Source organism: Pseudomonas sp. H1_D05, from assembly GCF_054682705.1.
Genome location: NZ_CP162825.1, coordinates 5,450,790 through 5,469,197, shown reverse-complemented (window position 1 = coordinate 5,469,197; position 18,408 = coordinate 5,450,790). Strand labels below are relative to the sequence as shown.

Sequence of the window (18,408 nt, the reverse complement as noted above, 5' to 3'; positions counted from 1 at the left end):
CGGGTGTGGGAGAGGTGTTAGCGAGATCTGTGCCAGATACGTAAGCAATTGAAATATATGAAGTTAATCTGAGTGATTGAGTGGCGAATGAGTTGTTTGTCTCTGTTTTGAGATAGTGTTGATCGATTTGGCGTCATCGCGAGCAGGCTCACTCCTACAGGGGGGATGTGTACACCGGTAAAACTGTAGGAGTGAGCCTGCTCGCGATGAGTGCGAAGCACTCCTTTATGCATATCTACATATAGAGATTAACGTCTCTATATAGAGATTCAGGCGATTCCCAACGCCACCATTTTCTTGTACAACGTCGACCGCCCAAGCCCCAGTCGAGCCGCCGCTTCCGGCACGTTTCCCGCGCATTGCACAAGGGTCGACTGAATCAGTTGCCGGTCGAAACGCGCCCGCGCCTCGGTGAACGTCTCAGACACCGACGCTTCAGCCATTGGCGTCAGCGCACGCTCGACCGGCGTCAACGTGCCAATCGCCGCACGAATATCCTGCTCGGTCAGCATCAAGTCATCACTGAGCAACGCCGCCCGTTCGAGCACATTACGCAGTTCGCGAATGTTCCCCGGCCAGGCATGCTGGCCGAGCAACGCCAGCGCATCCCGGTGCAGTTCGTGTTGGCTGCGCAGTTCTTCCAGAATCGCTTCACTGAGTGCCGGTAAATCATCAAGGCGTTCACGCAATGGCGGCACCTGAATCGGCAACACATTCAGGCGATAGTACAAATCGGCACGGAACTCGCCGCGCTTGATCGCCGCTTGCAGATCGGTCGAGGTGGCAGCAATCACGCGCACGTCGCTCTGAATCACCTCGTTGGAGCCGACCGGTTCGAACTCCTTTTCCTGCAACACGCGCAGCAGTTTGCTTTGCAGGGGCAGCGGCATGTCGCCGATCTCGTCGAGGAATAACGTGCCGCCCTGGGCGATCTGCAACTTGCCGGTGCGACCCTTGCGGTCGGCGCCGGTGAACGCGCCCGGTGCCGTGCCGAAAAATTCCGCCTCCAGCAGTGCCTCGGGAATTGCCGCGCTGTTAATGCTGACGAATGCTTTGTGCGCCCGTGGCGAGGCACTGTGAATCGCTTGGGCCAGCAGCTCTTTGCCGGTGCCGGTCTCACCGAGCAGCAACACCGGTGACTCGGCGCTGGCACTGCGCCGGGCGCGGCGTTTGACTTCGAGGCTGGCGGCGCTGGTGCCGATGAAATGGGCGAAGTTGTATTTGGTCTGCCGGGCGCGCAGCAGAGAACGGGTCGAGGCCAGTTCTTCCTGCATGCTCAAGTAGCGTTTGAGCATCGGTGACAACGTGCGCAACTCGTCGAACAGGGCAAAACCGATCGCGCCGATGACCGTGCCGGCGTCATCGTGGATCGGCAGGCGCATCACCACCAAAGGCTCCTTCGGCGTGTCCTGCATGTCCAGAAGAATAGGGCGACCGGTGCGCACGACTTCGCGCAACAGGCTGCCGGGAATCACGCTTTCACAGGGTTTGCCGATCGCGCCTGCAGCCGATTCAAGACCGAAACGCCGAGCATAACGTTCGTTCATCCAGACGATGTTGGCATCGCGGTCGACAATCACCGTGCCTTCGCTGGACTGCTCGATGATCTCGAACAGCGAACGGATCGCCAAGGTGCGCACCCGTTGGTAGTCCTTGAGGCTTTCGGTGGTGTTCATGGAGGCTGATCCTGATTGTATGTTGCCTGTTCCGGCCCTTTCGCGAGCAAGCTCGCTCCCACAGTGAACCGGGTTGTTCACAAATGTTGTAAACGACCGTGAACCTTGTGGGAGCGAGCTTGCTCGCGAAAGCCGTGACCCGGTTTCAGGTCGAGCACAGATTATGCCTACCCCGGATGCGCCGCCGCCAACAGCTCTTTGGTGTACGGATGCTGCGGCGCATCAAACACCTCATGGCTGGCGCCACGCTCGACCACTTTGCCGTCCTTGATCACGATCATGTCGTGGGCGAGGGCGCGCACCACCGCCAGATCGTGGCTGATGAACAGATAGGTCAGACCGTGTTTTTCCTGAAGCTGGCGGAGCAGGGCGACCACTTGTTTCTGCACCGTGCGATCCAGCGCCGACGTCGGCTCATCAAGCAGGATCAGCGCCGGTTTCAGCACCAGAGCTCGGGCGATAGCGATGCGTTGGCGCTGGCCACCGGAGAATTCGTGGGGATAGCGATGGCGACTTTGCGGGTCGAGACCGACCTCTTTGAGTACACGGATCACTTGCTCATCGCATTCATCAGCCGTCGACTCGCAGTGCACTTCCAGGCCTTCGCTGATGATCTGCGCGACTGACATGCGCGGGCTGAGGCTGCCGAACGGATCCTGAAACACCACCTGCATCTGGCGGCGCCATGGGCGCATTTGCTTCTGATTGAGACCGTCCAGTGCCTCGCCCTGAAAGCGGATACTGCCTTCGGAGTCGAGCAGACGCAGGATCGCCTGACCCAGCGTCGACTTGCCCGAACCCGACTCGCCGACGATGCCCAGCGTCTTGCCACGCTGGATGCTCAGGCTGATGCCATCCACCGCGCGCAGGTACTGCTTGCGCTGGAACAGACCGCCACCGACGACAAACTCAACCTTGAGATCGTCAACTTCCAGCACGTTTTCGCGCTCATCCCGAGGCAGTGCTTCGCCTTCGGGCTCGGCGTTGAGCAGCACGCAGCTGTAAGGATGCTTCGGTTCGGTAAACAGGGTTTCGCAGGGTGCCTGCTCGACGATTTCCCCGGCCTTCATCACGCACACGCGTTGCGCAATGCTGCGCACCAGATTGAGGTCATGGCTGATCAGCAGCAGCGACATGCCCAGGCGCTGTTGCAGGGATTTGAGCAGCAGCAGGATCTTGCGCTGCACGGTCACGTCAAGCGCGGTGGTCGGTTCGTCGGCGATCAACAGCTCCGGTTCGCAGGCCGGGGCCATGGCGATCATCACCCGTTGGCGTTGTCCGCCGGAAAGTTGATGCGGGTAAGCCTTGAGGCGTTCCTTGGGTTTCTGGATGCCCACCAGTCCGAGCAGTTCGAGGATCCGCGCCTGCGCCGCTTTGCCGCCGAGGCCACGGTGTAGCAGCAGGGTTTCGCCGATCTGTTTTTCGATGGTGTGCAGCGGATTCAGCGAGGTCATCGGTTCCTGAAAAATCATGGCGATGCGGTTGCCACGCAGTTCGCGCAAGACTTTGGGATCGGCGCCGATCAGTTCCTGTCCGCGATAGCGAATGCTGCCAGTGGTTTGCGCTTCGCTTTCGGGCAGCAATTGCAGAATCGAATGGGCAGTCACCGATTTGCCTGAACCCGACTCGCCAACCAGGGCCAGACACTCACCGGGGCGAATGTCCAGGCACAGGTCGCGCACCACGCTCTGGTCATGGAAGGCAACGTTGAGGTTACGGATTTCAATCAGGTTGTCAGTCATGGCCACGCTTCAGGATCGAGGGTCGAACGCGTCACGCAACGCTTCGCCGATGAACACCAATAAAGAAAGAATCAGCGCCAGGGTGAAAAACGCCGTCAACCCGAGCCAAGGTGCTTGCAGATTCTGTTTGCCCTGACCGATCAACTCACCCAGCGAGGCGCTGCCGGCGGGCATGCCGAAACCGAGAAAATCCAGCGCGGTGAGGGTGGAAATCGCCCCGGTCAGAATGAACGGCAAGTAGCTCAATGTTGCATTCATGGCGTTGGGCAGAATGTGCCGGAAGATCACCTTGCGATCGCTCAGGCCCAGCGCGCGGGCGGCTTTGACGTACTCCAGATTACGTCCGCGCAGGAACTCGGCGCGCACCACATCCACCAGCGCCAGCCATGAGAACAGCGCCATGATCCCCAGCAGCCACCAGAAATTCGGCTCGACGAAACCGGAGAGGATGATCAACAGGTACAACACCGGCAGCCCCGACCAGACTTCCAGCAAGCGCTGCCCGAGCAAATCGACCCAGCCACCGTAGTAGCCCTGCAATGCCCCGGCGGCGATGCCGATCAGAGCGCTGACAAAGGTCAGCATCAAGGCAAACAGAATCGACACCCGAGCACCGAAAATCACCCGCGCGAGCACGTCTCGCGCCTGATCATCAGTGCCCAGCCAGTTGACCGCCGTCGGCGGGCTCGGCGCCGGTTTGTTGAGGTCGTAGTTCGGCGTGTCATCGCTGAACGGAATCGGCGGGAACAGCAGCCAGCCACCGTCTTTGCGAATCAGGTTCTGCACATAGTCGCTGCGGTAATCGGCCTGGAACGGCAGTTGTCCGCCGAACTCCTGCTCGGTGTGGCGCTTGAACACCGGGAAGTACCACTGGTCCTGATAGCTGACGACCAGAGGCTTGTCATTGGCGATCAACTCACCACCCAGTGTCACCACAAACAGGCCGATAAACAGCCATAGCGACCACCAGCCACGACGGTTTTTCTTGAAGCGCTCGAAGCGCCGACGCCCTAGAGGGGAGAGCTCGAACATCAGGCGTTCCTCGCGGCGAAGTCGATGCGCGGGTCGACCAGCGTGTAGCACAGGTCACCCACCAGTTTTATCAGCAGGCCGAAGAGGGTAAAGATGAACAGCGAACCAAACACCACCGGATAGTCTCGCGAAACTGCTGCTTCGTAGCTCATGCGCCCAAGACCATCGAGGGAGAAGATCACTTCGATCAGCAAGGAGCCGGCGAAGAACACACTGATGAACGCCTGCGGGATGCCGGACACCACCAGCAGCATCGCGTTGCGGAACACATGGCCGTACAGCACGCGACGCTCGCTCAGGCCTTTGGCGCGAGCGGTCACCACATATTGGCGGGTGATTTCATTGAGAAACGAGTTCTTGGTCAGGATGGTCAGCGTGGCGAAACCGCCGATCACCAGCGCCGTGACCGGCAGCACCAGGTGCCAGAAGTAGTCAGCGATTTTGCCGAGGGTCGACAGCGATTCGAAGTTGTCCGACACCAGGCCACGCACCGGAAACCAGTTCAATGACGTGCCGCCGGCAAACACCACGATCAGGAACATCGCAAACAGAAACGCCGGCATCGCGTAGCCGATGATGATCGCCGTGCTGCTCCAGATATCGAAATGACTGCCATGGTGCACGGCCTTGCGGATCCCCAGCGGGATCGACACCAGATAGGTGATCAGTGTCGCCCATAGCCCGAGGGAAATGGTCACCGGCATTTTTTCCAGGATCAGGTCGGTGACTGTCGCGCCACGGAAAAAGCTTTTGCCGAAATCCAGTTGCGCGTAGTTCTTCAACATCAGCCACAAACGTTCATGGGCCGGTTTGTCGAAGCCGTACTGTTTTTCGATGTCCTTGATCAGTTGCGGATCGAGGCCGCGACTGGCGCGGGAAGTACCGCTCATGGTTTCGCTGGCGCCGCCGCCGACACTGGCGCCGCCGATCCCTTGCAGGTGAGCGATGGCCTGTTCCACCGGACCGCCGGGCGCGGCCCGGATAATCACGAAATTGACCAGCAGGATGATCACCAGCGTCGGGATGATCAGCAGCAGGCGCCGCAGTATGTAACCCCACATCAGTGCGGCCCTCCGGGTCTGCCACGGGCAATTTTTTCCGCGGTCATCTGCTGATTGGTCAGCGGTGTGCTGCTGATTTCCCACCAGCTCTCGATGGCTTCGTCATTGCTGGCTTGCACCGACGGAATGCCGAAACGGTTCCACCACACGGTCGAGGTGCCCGGTGGATAGTAGTTGGGAATCCAGTAGTAATTCCATTGCAGGACCCGGTCCAGGGCGTGCGCGTAATGCAGCATGTCGGACTGGGTGGAGGCGCGGATCAGGCCGTTGATCAACGTATCCACGGCAGGATTTTTCAACACCATGTAGTTGTTCGCGCCCGGGTCGTTGGCCGATGCGGAGGCGAAGTAATTGAGCAATTCGCCCCCCGGCGAGGTGCTGACCGGGTAGCCGGTGACGATCATGTCGTAGTCGCGGCTCATCAGGCGATTGACGTATTGCGAGGAGTCGATACGGCGGATGTTCAGATCGATGCCGATCTGTTTCAGCGTGCGCTTGTACGGCAGCAGCAAGCGATCCATGCCGTTCTGGCTGACCAGGAAGGTGAAGCTCAGTGGTTCGCCCTGGGCGTTCACCAACTGATCGCCATCCGGTTTCCAGCCCGCCTGTTCGAGCAGTTCGAGGGCCTGCAACTGTTTGTCACGGATGACACCGCTGCCATCGGTTTTCGGCGCCTCGAAGACTTTAGTGAAAACCTCTTCGGGAACCTGGTCGCGCAGCGGTTCGAGGATTTTCAGTTCCTGCGCATCGGGCAGTTCGCTTGCCGCCAGTTGTGTGTTGGAAAAGTAGCTCTGCTGGCGGATATACATACCGCGCATCATCTGCCGGTTGCTCCACTCGAAATCCCAAAGCATGGCCAAGGCCTGGCGTACGCGGCGATCGGCGAACATGGGTTTCTGCAGGTTGAACACAAAACCCTGGGCTGACTGTGGCGCCTCGGTGGCCAGATGCGCCTTTTGCAGGCGTCCGTCGCTCAGTGCCGGGCTGTCATAGCCGATCGAGTAGCCAGTGGCCGAAAACTCGCGGTTGTAGTCATAGGCGCCACCGCGCAGCACTTGGCGGGCGACGTCGGTATCACCGAAGTACTCGATGCTGAAATGATCGAAATTGTACAAGCCACGACTGACCGGCAGATCCTTGCCCCACCAGTCGGCGTTGCGTTCAAACGTGATACTGCGCCCCGAATCGACCTTGCCGACTCGATACGGGCCGCTGCCCAAGGGGGCTTCATAACCGCCGCCGCCGGCGAAATCGCGACGCTTCCACCAATGCTCGGGGAATACCGGCAGGGTCGCGACGTCCAGTGGCAGGGTGCGGTTTTCATTACTCTTGAAATCGAAGCGCACGGTTAGCGGCGCTTCGACTTCGACGCCTTTGACGTCGGCAAACTGGGTGCGATAACGCAGGCTGCCCTGGGTCATCAATAAATCGTAGGTGTAACGCACGTCTTCGGCGGTGATCGCTTTGCCGTCGGCGAAGCGTGCCTTGGGATTGATGTAGAAGCGCAGCGACAGACCATCGTCCGAGCGTTCCATCTTTTGCGCGACCAGACCGTAGACCGTGTAAGGCTCGTCGAGCGAACGCTGGGCTAGCGGCGAATAGAGCAAGCCATCGATCTGAGTGACGCCGATGCCTTTGTCTATATAAGGAAGGACATGGTCGAAGTGGCCGATCTCGATGGCCGAGCGACGCATTGTCCCGCCCTTTGGCGCTTGCAGGTTGGTGTAGTCGAAATGACTGAAACCGGCAGGATACTTGGCAGGTTCGCCATAAACGGTCAACGCGTGTTGCGGTGCAGCGTTTGCGCCGGTGGCGCCCGTCAACAGGGCGAGGGCGGTGAGCATCAATGTGGGGAAAACCAGTCGCATTGTCAGCCTTGGAACCGGGAAATCGATAAGCGCAAGTTGTACGCTACAGGCGCGTCAGTCGCCAGCCGTATATGTAACTGAAACACAACGGCCCACCAGAAGGCGGGCCGTTGGCAAGCAATCAGGCGACGGATCAGTCCTGACGGCTGGTGACTTCCAGCAGGTGATAACCGAACTGGGTTTTTACCGGACCTTGCACGACGTTGATTGGCGCGCTGAAGACCACGGTGTCGAATTCCTTGACCATCTGGCCAGGACCGAACGAACCCAGATCACCGCCCTGACGGCTCGATGGGCAGGTGGAGTTGGCCTTGGCAACTTCGGCGAAATCAGCGCCACCTTCGATCTGGGCCTTGAGTTCGTTGCACTTGTCTTCGCTGGAAACCAGGATGTGGCGGGCAGTGGCTTTAGCCATGGGGAAACTCTCCAATCTATTTCAGTAAAAGTGTGGAGCCTACCGGATTCAGTGGGCGAATTCTCGGCAAAGTTCCGTTCGATTGTCCGTGGCCTTGATCAGAGATTCGCGGCTCGCAAACGTTCAGCATGTTCGACGTACAGCTCAATCGGGTCGAGCAGTGCGGTTGCCGTGCTGGCCGTGCGGCGCAGGCTGCCCAGATGGTCCAGCGGGTAGTCGGAGCGGATCACTTGCCCCAAGTGAGAACTGAAGCGGCCAACGAAGCCGTCATTCTGCTGCGTTTCGGTCATGAAGTACTGCGATAACGCGTGGCAAATGCTTTGGGTTGGATCGAGTGTCGACGGGCTGTTGGCCGGCAGGACGCCGCTCCATGAGTAATAGCGTACGCCGTTGACCTGTTCCGGGCCTTGTCCGCCCCAAGTGCTGGGCAATCCCTGCGGAAACTTGTCGTTGAACTCGCCTACGCCTTCGGTCGTCAGTGCATTGAGCGCCGCCAGTGCGTTCTGCGGCAAGGTGACACTGCCACTGAGCAACGATAGAAAATCGGCAAATAGCGTCGCTATATTTTGGGCGACGACCTCCGGCAGTCGCCCGGGTATCAGGGCCTTACGCAGAAAGTCGGCCAGTTCCGAACCGTGATTCGGGCCGCTGACGGAGGTTACGGAAGCGACGGCGTGTGGCGCGAGCGCCGCAGCGTATCGAGCAGCCAGTGCTCCCTGACTGTGTCCTATGAGGTTGACTTTGTCTGCACCTGTGCCTCGCAAGACACGATCAATCTGTGCAAGTAATTGTTCACCCCTGGTTTCGTTTTTATGGGTGGCAGAAAGGTGCGGAACAAACACTCGGCTGCCGGCCGTTTTCAGAGCGTCCTTTACGTCATGGAACAGCTCGAAGTGACCGATGCGCTCGAATCCGAACAGGCCATGTACCAACAGGACGGGATAGCGAGTTGAAGCATTCCGTTGCATGTTCTTACCTTTTTCGCAGAAGTTCATCGGGGAATCCGGAGGCCACTCTAAAACACTCATCCCGTTGAAGAAGTAAGAAGGGGCTTCTCTTGGCCGTTGAATCTGGACTAGTGGCTGTACGAATTTTCAGATACTTATGAAATCCGAATCGGAAGTTGAGGACATCTTTCGCTCGGTTGATGGCGTTTTTGCGTAGTTTGCCTACCCGGTGGGAGGCCTTTGCCGGGTGTTCGCGGCGGCTGAGGCTGACATCGAAAGTGTGCGCAATAGCGTTCAATGTTGGCTGTCGACGCCGCCCATGAAAGCGGCGTTCTTTCCAAGGAATGGAGCCACTAATGCACACGCACGAAGTCGAGTTTTGCTACCGGATGCGCCACCCCGTCAGCCCCTGTGTTTCGAACGAACTGCTGCCAGCGGCAATCGTTGATAGTCTGAAGGGGGCGGTGCTTGATCCATCGCTGGGCAAGGTCGTTGTCCGTATTGCTCCTTATGCAAACATGAGCTGCGGCGATCAGTTGCTCTTGAGTTGGGACGGTCTGGACATAGAGGGCTTTGCTTATCAGCATGAAATGGTTCGCTATATCAGCGAAGCCCAGGTCGGCAAAGACATCGTTTTCGTGATCAAAGGCCTGCACATCGCTGCACTGGATGGCGGTTCGCTGGCGGTCTACTGGAAACTGCTCAGTGCGCGCTCGGCTGAACCGGCGGTGTCTGCCCGTGTGCATTTGTCCGTGGGTGATGTCCGGCAACAATTGCTTGCACCGATTGTCGAGGGGGCCATCGGAGGGGCGCTGGATCCGGCGCGGGTGCCGGACGGCACGCTTATCGTGCTCCAGCCTTATGCCCGAATGGCGGCGGGGGATCGAGTCACGTTGCTGTGGGGCGCTGACGCATTGTCCGCAACGTTCAGCGACAGCTTGAAGGTCGAAGCCTTTGCTGTCGCAGACGTACTGTCATTCTGGGTTGAAGGGGCGCACATCGCTGCTCATCTCGGCGGCGAGGTGGTGGTGCGCTATCAGGTCGAGCAGGCGGGCGGAGTCATTCGCGAGTCCGAGGCGGCAAGAATTCTCGTTACCCCGTTCCTGCGGGGAGAGCTTGAGGCTCCCGATGTACTTGAAGCTGAAGACGGCGTGCTGTTGAAAGAGGACTCCGTCGATGGCGTCACCATCGTGATCGGTAATGCCCGGACGCAGGAAGGCGAGTTGGTCTATCTCAAGTGCGACGGGGAACTGTTCAATCATCGGGATGACCGTGAAATCACTCGGGAGACGGCGGGGAAGCCGCTGATCTTCATTGTGCCGCACCGATTCTGGCGTGAGCACCATGGCACGACCGTGCGGGTGGCCTACACGGTTGAACGTCTGGACGATGTCAGTCAGACGTCTGCGGCCACACAGGTGCGAGTGGAGGGGTAACGCGGCGTGACCAGCCCTGCGGTTTGCAATAAATCCGCGGGGCTGGCCGGATAATCAGCCTTTTGTCTGTGTACTGAGGCGTTGAGATGCGTCCAGCAGCAAACGCTCCGTTGCGCTGAAACCGAGGCAGCCATCGGTAATCGAAACCCCGTAACGCAGGGATTCGCTCAGCGGCTGGCAGCCCTCGAACAGGTGAGACTCGATCATCATGCCGATCAGAGAACGGTCACCTTGCAGGCGTTGCTCAAGCACTTCGTTGAAGACGCCAGGCTGGCGTAGCGGGTCCTTGCCACTGTTGGCGTGGCTGCAATCGACCATGATCCGGCTCGGAATCTTCAGGCGATCCAGGTCGGCATGGATTTTGGCCACACTCTCGCGATCATGGTTCGGCCCTTTATGGCCGCCGCGCAGAACCAGGTGGGTGTCGGGGTTGCCTGGCGTTTGAATGATGGCTGGATGGCCCTGACTATCGACGCCGAAATGCCGGTGCGGATGGGCTGCCGAACGCATGGCGTCAACTGCAATGGCGGCACCGCCGTCGGTGCCGTTCTTGAAGCCGACGGGCATGCCCAATCCGCTGGCCATCTCCCGATGGATCTGCGATTCAGTGGTACGCGCGCCAATGGCCACCCAGCTCAACAGATCATCGAAGTAACCGGCAGCCATGGGTTGCAGCAGCTCGGTGGCCACCGGCAGGCCGAGGCGGATCATTTCCAGCATCAGCTCACGCGAAAGCGTAAGGCCGCCAGCCATGTCATCACTGCCATCCAGATGCGGGTCGTAGGCCAGACCTTTCCAGCCGACCGTGGTGCGCGGTTTTTCGACATAGGCTCGCATCACCAACAGCATTTCGCCGCTGACTTCCTCAGCCAGTCGAGCGAGCTTGCCAGCGTATTCGAGTGCGGATTGCGGATCATGGATAGAGCAGGGCCCGACGATGACCAGCAGGCGCTGATCCTGACCGTTGAGAATGGCGCGAACCGCCTGACGGTGGGCGGTGACTTGCTGACTCAAGGCATTGCTCAGGGGCAATTGCTGTTTGAGTTGCAACGAGCTGGGCAGACGCAGAGTCAATGCTTCGTTGGCAGGATTCAGAGTGGACAGCGGCAGAGCAGAAACGGACGAGTTCATATTCGGTCTTCCTGGGCTGGCGGCGGGTTCTCCCGCTCGCTCGGCCCTACTGGGGTGTTCGACAATTGGCCGTATTGGCTACGTGTGTGTGCTTGCCACCTGTAGGTGACCGATCGGAGGCGGCAGGCTGTCCCGAGCGGAAGCTGGTAAATCGCCAGGCGTTAAAGCTGTCGTAACGGTAATAAGTGGCGTAGTTCATTTCGTGAATCCTCAAAGTGTCTGGTGTGTTGCTTAAAAGGTTGGGGCTGAAAAAACAAAACCCCCGGTCGGGAGGCCGACCGGGGGTTGAGAATTCTCTGGTAGGCGACCCGTTGTTATGGGCGCCGTTTGGGTATCAGGCGCGCCAGTGGCTAAACCAATACCCAAAATAAAAGCTGACCGGAGCGCAAACGTCATTCACCCGGGCAGCCGCAACCGAGCGCAAGGCGCTGGCGGTACGAAGCTGTGAGAGGGCGTTGAACATGGTCTGTCTCCAATGAATGGGCCGAGCTTACTAGAGGGCGATACGCCTCAGCAATCAGAAATTGCTATCGCGTAATCAACAAAACATCTATTGCTAGCGTCGCGCTGGAGTTGTGACATTCTGCACTTCGCTTGATGACCAAGGATGAACCGTGTCGACACAAAACATTGCTGCTGCTCAGTCTCTGCTCATTGCCGATGATCTGTTGGTCAAGGCCGAGCGCGTCGTGGGTGCGTGGCTGGGGCGAATTGTTCCTGTTGTGCAAGCCTGATGACATTCCACTTACGATTGGCGGTTCCAGAAGATCTGGCGTTTGCCCGTGATCTTACCTGTCAGAACATGCTGCGCTACTACATTCGCCATGACCTGCTATGGCAGGACGAAGCGTTCGACGTGGCATGGTTGGGGCGGCAAAACTGGCTGATAGTGAAGGGTGATGTGCCAGTGGGCTTTCTCAGTCTCAGTCGGGATATGCGCGCGCTGTACATTCGTGAACTGCAAATTGCTGAAACGTATCAGGGGCAGGGTGCTGGTTCTTGGGCGATCGATCAGGTTATCGACATGGTCCGCAAAGAAAGACGCCCGGCTCTACGCCTGACCGTATTTGAAAATAATCCGGCGAGAAACTTGTATGAGAGAAAAGGACTACAGGTTCAGGGCGCGGACGAGTGTTTTCTGCGAATGCAGCTTGATATAAGTACACATGTGCTCTGAAACCCACGGCCGGCAAGCCTTCAATGATGAATTGAAACTTTTTAAATGACGCTTTCCGCTAGGTCTGCGTGGCACTTTTTGCTAAGGTGTCCGGCATCCCAATATGACCATATCGCGAGGTGTCTGCTTGATTAGGGTGCTAGTGGTCGATGACCATGATCTCGTTCGTACAGGCATTACACGTATGCTGGCCGATATCGATGGCTTGCAGGTGGTTGGCCAGGCCGAATCCGGGGAAGAGTCCCTGATCAAGGCCCGAGAGTTGAAGCCCGATGTGGTGCTGATGGACGTCAAGATGCCTGGCATCGGCGGCCTGGAAGCCACGCGCAAACTGTTGCGCAGTCATCCGGATATCAAGGTGGTCGCGGTCACGGTGTGTGAGGAGGATCCTTTCCCGACACGCTTGTTGCAGGCCGGTGCTGCGGGTTATCTGACCAAGGGCGCGGGTTTGCCGGAAATGGTCCAGGCGATTCGCCTGGTATTTGCCGGCCAACGCTATATCAGTCCGCAGATTGCCCAGCAATTGGCGATCAAATCCTTCCAGCCCTCCAACGACTCTCCCTTCGATGCCTTGTCCGAGCGCGAAATTCAGATCGCCTTGATGATTGTCGGCTGTCAGAAGGTTCAGATCATTTCCGACAAATTGTGCCTGTCGCCGAAAACCGTGAACACCTACCGCTATCGTATTTTCGAGAAGCTTTCGATCAGCAGCGATGTCGAGTTGACCCTGTTGGCGGTTCGTCACGGCATGGTTGATGCCAGCCTCTGACCATGACTGAAACATTCGATTCCGGCGCGTTTCTGTCGACAGTCAGCGGGCGCCCAGGCGTCTATCGCATGTTCGACAGCGATGCACGCCTGTTGTACGTGGGCAAGGCCAAGAACCTGAAAAAACGCCTGGCCAGCTACTTTCGCAAAACCGGCCTGGCGCCGAAGACTGCCGCGTTGGTGGGGCGCATTGCGCAGGTCGAAACGACCATCACCGCCAACGAAACCGAAGCGCTGCTGCTTGAGCAGACGCTGATCAAGGAGTGGCGACCGCCGTACAATATCCTGCTGCGCGACGACAAATCCTATCCCTATGTGTTTCTGTCCGACGGCCAGTTTCCGCGCCTGAGCATTCATCGCGGGGCCAAAAAGGCCAAGGGCAAGTACTTCGGTCCCTATCCGAGTGCCGGCGCCATACGTGAAAGCCTGAGTCTGCTGCAAAAGACCTTCTTCGTTCGGCAGTGTGAAGACAGCTACTACAAGAACCGTACCCGTCCATGTCTGCAGTATCAGATCAAGCGCTGCAAGGCGCCTTGCGTGGGGCTGGTCGAGCCTGACGTGTATGCCGAAGACGTGCGCCACTCGGTCATGTTTCTTGAGGGGCGCAGTCACGCGCTGACCAACGAGCTGTCCACGGCGATGGAGGAGGCGGCGATCAACCTGGAGTTCGAACGAGCCGCCGAGTTGCGTGACCAGATCGCGCTGCTGCGCAGGGTTCAGGATCAACAAAGCATGGAAGGCGGCACAGGGGACATCGATGTCATCGCGGCATTCGTCAACCCGGGTGGCGCCTGCGTGCACCTGATCAGTGTGCGTGGCGGGCGCGTGTTGGGGAGCAAGAATTTCTTTCCGCAAGTCGGCATCGAGGAGGACGTGTCGGAAGTCATGGCCGCGTTTCTTGGCCAGTATTTCATCAGCAGCCCTGAGCGCGATTTGCCGAGCGAACTGATCGTCAACGTGGTGCATGAAGATTTTCCAACGTTGATCGAAGCGATCCATGAGTTGCGTGGTCGCGAGCTTGCCATCAGTCACCGGGTGCGCGGTACGCGGGCACGCTGGCAGCAACTGGCCGTCACCAACGCCGAGCAGGCGTTGGGCGCACGCCTGGCCAACCGCCAACACACCGCCGCGCGCTTTGAAGCCTTGGCCGAAGTGTTGAATCTCGATGAACCGCCGCAGCGCCTGGAATGCTACGACATCAGCCATTCCAGCGGTGAGGCGACGGTTGCTTCCTGTGTGGTCTTTGGCCCGGAAGGCGCGATCAAGTCGGACTACCGGCGCTATAACATCGAAGGGGTCACGGCGGGTGACGACTATGCCGCCATGCATCAGGCCTTGACGCGACGCTTCAGCAAACTCAAGGAAGGCGAGGGCAAGTTGCCAGACATCTTGCTGGTGGACGGTGGCAAGGGCCAGCTGTCGATGGCTCGCGATGTTCTCAACGAGTTGGCCGTACCAGATCTGATTCTGCTCGGTGTTGCCAAAGGCGCTACTCGCAAGGCGGGCTTCGAAACGTTGTATCTGAATGATGCGGCGCATGAGTTCACCTTGCGTGGCGACTCGCCGGCGCTGCACTTGATTCAACAGATTCGCGATGAGGCGCACCGCTTCGCGATTACCGGACACCGCGCACGCCGAGGCAAAACCCGCCGTACGTCAACGCTGGAAGGCGTTGCCGGCGTTGGGCCGACCCGACGTCGCGACTTGTTGAAACATTTTGGTGGATTGCAGGAGCTGACTCGTGCAAGCATCGAAGAGATCGCCAAAGCCCCGGGGATCAGTAAAAAGCTCGCAGAGTCGATTTATGCGAACCTGCATAGCGAGTAGAATGCCCCTTCACCTCGTAGCCAGTTGTGCCGATGAATATCCCTAATCTGATTACCGTTCTACGCGTCCTGCTCATTCCGATCTTCATTTTGCTGTTCTATCTGCCTTATCAGTGGAGTTACATGGCCTCCGCCTCGGTGTTTGCCTTTGCGGCAGCGACGGATTGGCTGGACGGTTATCTGGCTCGCCGTCTGGAGCAAAGCACTCCGTTCGGGGCGTTTCTCGATCCGGTAGCCGACAAGCTCATGGTTGCGGTGGCACTGGTGCTGCTGGTTCAAGAGCACGGCAATCTCTGGCTCACTCTGCCGGCTGCTGTCATCATTGGTCGCGAGATCGTGGTGTCGGCATTGCGTGAATGGATGGCCGAGCTTGGTGCTCGTGCCCACGTAGCCGTTTCAAATCTGGGCAAGTGGAAAACCGCGGCGCAGATGCTTGCGCTGGTCATTCTGTTGGCCAACCCGAAGGACTTCAGTTTCTGGGTTATCTTGGGTTATGCCTTGCTGATGGTCTCTGCCGGCCTGACCTTGTGGTCGATGGTGCAGTACCTGCGCGCCGCCTGGCCGCACCTGAAGACTGATGTTGAAAAGAAATAAAACTTTTTTGAATCAAGGGGTTGACGGAGCTTCTTAATTCTATAGAATGCGCATCACCAAGCGGGAATAGCTCAGTTGGTAGAGCACGACCTTGCCAAGGTCGGGGTCGCGAGTTCGAGTCTCGTTTCCCGCTCCAAGTTTGTACAGTGTTTGTTGTTGTGCTACTGACAGCAGATACTTTGAGGCCGAGTAGCAAAATGGTTATGCAGTGGATTGCAAATCCACCTACGCCGGTTCGATTCCGACCTCGGCCTCCACTATAAACAAGCTCCGTAGATCCATGATTTACGGAGCTTTTTTATTTGCAAGGTACCGCAAGATTTAGTCTTGAAAAACGCTCATTGCAAACTTGCTTCACCGGGAAGTGATGTATATATTTCCCGCACTGTTGTTCAAGGCTGGATCCTGTCAGGATCGCGACTGGGCAGCAGAAGACAGCAGCACCGCGCTACCGCCCGAATGGCGAAACTGGTAGACGCATGGGACTTAAAATCCCCCGCTCGTAAGGGCGTGCCGGTTCGATTCCGGCTTCGGGCACCATCTTAAATCAAGGGTTTGCGGGCGAAAGCTGATGCAAGCCCTTGTTTGTTTCTGGTCCACAATCATTTGGTTGGCATTGCTGTTTGCCCTTGCAATCCCTGATGTATGGCTCGGTCATTATCACGGTCGTACATTCAAGTTGATTCCCCGCCTGCAAAATCTCACGCTTGACTCTGCCTTGTCTGTACCTGCCTAGGCGCGCAAATCTTGCCTCTGAAACTCAGCCTTAAGCCATCCGTTCCGCTGGTTGCCGTTGGGCGCGGAGGGGAGTGCATTCAGGTGGTGTGCCAGCGGTTTGATACGAGGCGGTTGTCATAGCTCGCAGTTTCATCCCAATCTCTCGATTGCCCAGCGGCTAATATCTGCAAGCTGCATGGCGTTACGAAAAGATGCCCGGACGTAGCCGGGCTTTTAGGGAAGAGTTCAGCGCGAATCCGCTTCTTTCGGAGAACGAGACGAAGTTTTTTCACTTCGTCTCCGAAGCCAGCTAAAGAACGCGTGTACCGGATGCAGGAAGGCCACAAGCACGCCGATGAGCATGATGATGAAGATGGACACAAGCGGGATGCTTTCGTGCGAGAACATGGTGGGTTACTCCTGTAGTCACTATGTCGGAACCCGCAGCCTAGACGCATCGAACCATGTTATCGATGAACGTATATTCATCCTTCAGCGCCTCGGTTGTGCTACAGCCAGGCTCACCAGTCAGGCGGTATCTGGAGATCAGCGAGCAACCAAAAGACCCTCCCGAGTTGGCTGGGTTATTTGAAATTTGGTTCGTAAAACATTCGCTGTATCGCCGCGCAACCGCCAGACAAAACCATTTGCTCAATGCTAAACCCGCTTGTGAAGTGCCTGTTCGGGTATTAGCACCCGGCAAACTGTGCGTCCGCCGGGAACCAGGCGCGTTTAAGGCATCAAGACAGAGTCGACAACGTGGATCACGCCGTTTGACTGCATCACGTCTGCGATGCTGATACTTGCCTTACCACCTTTGGCGTCCACCACCCATAGCTTGCCTTCGTACAGCTTGATACTCAGCGACTCACCTTGAACGGTTTTCAGCATAACGGTGCCGCCGTTCTTTTTGGCCTCGGCCATTATTTGTGTGGATGTGTGAGTGCCGGGCACAACATGGTAGGTCAGGATTTTGGTCAGATCGGCTTTGTGTTCAGGCTTTACCAGCGTGTCGACGGTGCCTGCCGGAAGCTTCGCAAACGCTTCGTTTGTCGGAGCGAAGACGGTGAATGGACCTTTGCTGTTGAGCGTATCAACCAGCCCGGCAGCCTTGACCGCCGCTACAAGTGTCGTGTGATCCTTCGAGTTGACTGCGTTCTCAACGATGGTTTTAGTGGGGTACATTGCTGCGCCTCCGACCATCACCGAGTCGGCGGCAAAGCTGAGCGTTGCAGTTACGCAGAGAATGGCGAAGCAGGCTGCTGCAGCAATTTTTTTGTAAAAGGCATGCATGATGTATCTCCTTGGCTCTTGTGCCCTCCGAGTGAGGGTATTGGATCTACGAGCCAGCGATCAAAATGGATGCATCGGTTGTTGAAATGATTTTGTGAGTGCTGCCCGTGTCAGGCTTTTGCCACTAGTGCTAGTGGCTGCTCATAAAGGCGTACCGGTTCGGCCACCCTGAATAGCAAAGGCCTGCATGAGTTTCCTCATGCAGGCCTTTTTTGTGCCTTGCTTACACGCACTGCTAGACGAATGCTTGCCCGCTAAAGCCGCGAGGCAAGCGCTGAAGACCGGCCATTGCAGTCAGGCGCTCGATCCACTCTGCGCGCCAGTTGGTTGCACCGTGGGAGGTTTTGGCCTGACGGGCCATCCGGCGGGTGGCGTTGCGCTGATCCTTTCGCGCCTGTTTGTAGGCATCGGTATTGCGGCAACTGCGGCACTTCACGCGATTGAGTTCGCGGCTTGCCGACAGTTGTTTGCCTTTATGGCCGCAGGCCAGATGCCCGTCGACGTTGAAATGGATAACCATAACTGTCTCCTTTGCGACATGTATAAGTTATGACAACTCACGCACGGCAACCGTTCGCCATTTGGGCGCTGGCCAAAAAAACACCCACATGCGGGCGGGAGAGGGCGTTACTTTGCAAAGGAGTGATTTCACTGTCGTCGCGCAGATGCAGTCGTCACGTGAAAAACTGGAAAAATAGACATTACGGGCAGACACAAGCGCGGTG

At 57.7% G+C, this 18,408-nt stretch carries 16 protein-coding genes and 3 tRNA genes; 8 read left to right on the top strand and 11 right to left on the bottom strand.

Translation table 11 applies throughout. From position 1 onward, the window contains the following. Window positions 1–269 precede the first annotated feature (269 nt). The 7 genes from AB4O11_RS24660 to AB4O11_RS24630 all read right to left on the bottom strand — a co-directional run bounded on the left by AB4O11_RS24660 (window position 270) and on the right by AB4O11_RS24630 (window position 8,762). A complete protein-coding gene (locus tag AB4O11_RS24660) occupies window positions 270–1,676 on the bottom strand; it encodes a sigma-54 interaction domain-containing protein (RefSeq protein WP_186621386.1) in 1,407 nt (468 codons plus the stop codon). Between the two features lie 167 nt (window positions 1,677–1,843). After that, entirely contained in the window at window positions 1,844–3,418 is a 1,575-nt protein-coding gene (locus tag AB4O11_RS24655) for an ABC transporter ATP-binding protein (RefSeq protein WP_460129013.1), read from the bottom strand. Between the two features lie 9 nt (window positions 3,419–3,427). Beyond that, window positions 3,428–4,450 (bottom strand): ABC transporter permease, encoded by a 1,023-nt coding sequence (locus tag AB4O11_RS24650; RefSeq protein WP_427119673.1) that lies wholly within the window; start codon window positions 4,448–4,450, stop codon window positions 3,428–3,430. Further along, complete coding sequence (locus AB4O11_RS24645; RefSeq protein WP_460129011.1) at window positions 4,450–5,511, bottom strand: microcin C ABC transporter permease YejB; 1,062 nt, start codon at window positions 5,509–5,511, stop codon at window positions 4,450–4,452. The genes AB4O11_RS24650 and AB4O11_RS24645 overlap by 1 nt, the downstream gene beginning before the upstream one ends. Next, window positions 5,511–7,379 carry an extracellular solute-binding protein gene (locus tag AB4O11_RS24640; RefSeq protein ID WP_460129009.1) on the bottom strand — a complete coding sequence of 623 codons (1,869 nt, stop codon included), beginning with the start codon at window positions 7,377–7,379 and terminating at the stop codon, window positions 5,511–5,513. Before AB4O11_RS24640 ends, AB4O11_RS24645 begins: the two co-directional genes overlap by 1 nt. Before the next feature lie 133 nt (window positions 7,380–7,512). Beyond that, a complete protein-coding gene (locus tag AB4O11_RS24635; RefSeq protein ID WP_007912303.1) occupies window positions 7,513–7,794 on the bottom strand; it encodes a peptidylprolyl isomerase in 282 nt (93 codons plus the stop codon). Between the two features lie 98 nt (window positions 7,795–7,892). After that, window positions 7,893–8,762 (bottom strand): lipase family alpha/beta hydrolase, encoded by an 870-nt coding sequence (locus AB4O11_RS24630; protein WP_320337176.1) that lies wholly within the window; start codon window positions 8,760–8,762, stop codon window positions 7,893–7,895. Window positions 8,763–9,097: 335 nt separating this feature from the next. Between AB4O11_RS24630 and AB4O11_RS24625 the strand changes: the two genes are divergently transcribed. After that, window positions 9,098–10,177, top strand: coding sequence for a hypothetical protein (locus AB4O11_RS24625; protein WP_460129007.1), 1,080 nt, complete (start codon window positions 9,098–9,100; stop codon window positions 10,175–10,177). Window positions 10,178–10,231: 54 nt separating this feature from the next. Here the strand turns inward: AB4O11_RS24625 and AB4O11_RS24620 are convergent, their stop codons facing one another. Then, on the bottom strand, window positions 10,232–11,308 hold the full coding sequence (locus AB4O11_RS24620) for a 3-deoxy-7-phosphoheptulonate synthase (RefSeq protein WP_099756426.1): 1,077 nt from the start codon (window positions 11,306–11,308) through the stop codon (window positions 10,232–10,234). A gap of 733 nt (window positions 11,309–12,041) precedes the next feature. Between AB4O11_RS24620 and AB4O11_RS24615 the strand changes: the two genes are divergently transcribed. From AB4O11_RS24615 to AB4O11_RS24585, 7 genes are all read left to right on the top strand, one after another. Further along, window positions 12,042–12,485, top strand: a complete 444-nt coding sequence (locus AB4O11_RS24615; protein WP_093430983.1) for a GNAT family N-acetyltransferase — start codon at window positions 12,042–12,044, stop codon at window positions 12,483–12,485. Between the two features lie 127 nt (window positions 12,486–12,612). Beyond that, the gene (gacA, locus tag AB4O11_RS24610) at window positions 12,613–13,254 is read left to right on the top strand and encodes a response regulator transcription factor GacA (RefSeq protein ID WP_016984198.1); all 642 of its coding nucleotides are present in this window, start codon (window positions 12,613–12,615) and stop codon (window positions 13,252–13,254) included. A 2-nt stretch (window positions 13,255–13,256) separates the two neighbouring features. Continuing rightward, complete coding sequence (uvrC, locus tag AB4O11_RS24605) at window positions 13,257–15,080, top strand: excinuclease ABC subunit UvrC (protein WP_093430986.1); 1,824 nt, start codon at window positions 13,257–13,259, stop codon at window positions 15,078–15,080. A gap of 32 nt (window positions 15,081–15,112) precedes the next feature. After that, window positions 15,113–15,673: a CDP-diacylglycerol--glycerol-3-phosphate 3-phosphatidyltransferase gene (gene pgsA / locus AB4O11_RS24600; RefSeq protein ID WP_007950102.1), complete on the top strand. Its 561-nt coding sequence runs from the start codon at window positions 15,113–15,115 to the stop codon at window positions 15,671–15,673. A 60-nt stretch (window positions 15,674–15,733) separates the two neighbouring features. Then, window positions 15,734–15,809 (top strand) — tRNA-Gly (locus AB4O11_RS24595). Window positions 15,810–15,856: 47 nt separating this feature from the next. Continuing rightward, window positions 15,857–15,930: transfer RNA gene (locus AB4O11_RS24590), tRNA-Cys, on the top strand. Between the two features lie 196 nt (window positions 15,931–16,126). Further along, a tRNA-Leu gene (locus AB4O11_RS24585) sits at window positions 16,127–16,213 on the top strand. A 423-nt stretch (window positions 16,214–16,636) separates the two neighbouring features. Here the strand turns inward: AB4O11_RS24585 and AB4O11_RS24580 are convergent. From AB4O11_RS24580 to AB4O11_RS24570, 3 genes are all read right to left on the bottom strand, one after another. Next, a complete protein-coding gene (locus tag AB4O11_RS24580) occupies window positions 16,637–16,798 on the bottom strand; it encodes a hypothetical protein (protein WP_177413104.1) in 162 nt (53 codons plus the stop codon). Between the two features lie 324 nt (window positions 16,799–17,122). Beyond that, entirely contained in the window at window positions 17,123–17,683 is a 561-nt protein-coding gene (locus tag AB4O11_RS24575) for a fasciclin domain-containing protein (protein WP_099759294.1), read from the bottom strand. A gap of 235 nt (window positions 17,684–17,918) precedes the next feature. Next, window positions 17,919–18,203, bottom strand: coding sequence for a hypothetical protein (locus AB4O11_RS24570; RefSeq protein ID WP_093431037.1), 285 nt, complete (start codon window positions 18,201–18,203; stop codon window positions 17,919–17,921). Between the last annotated feature and the right edge of the window lie 205 nt (window positions 18,204–18,408).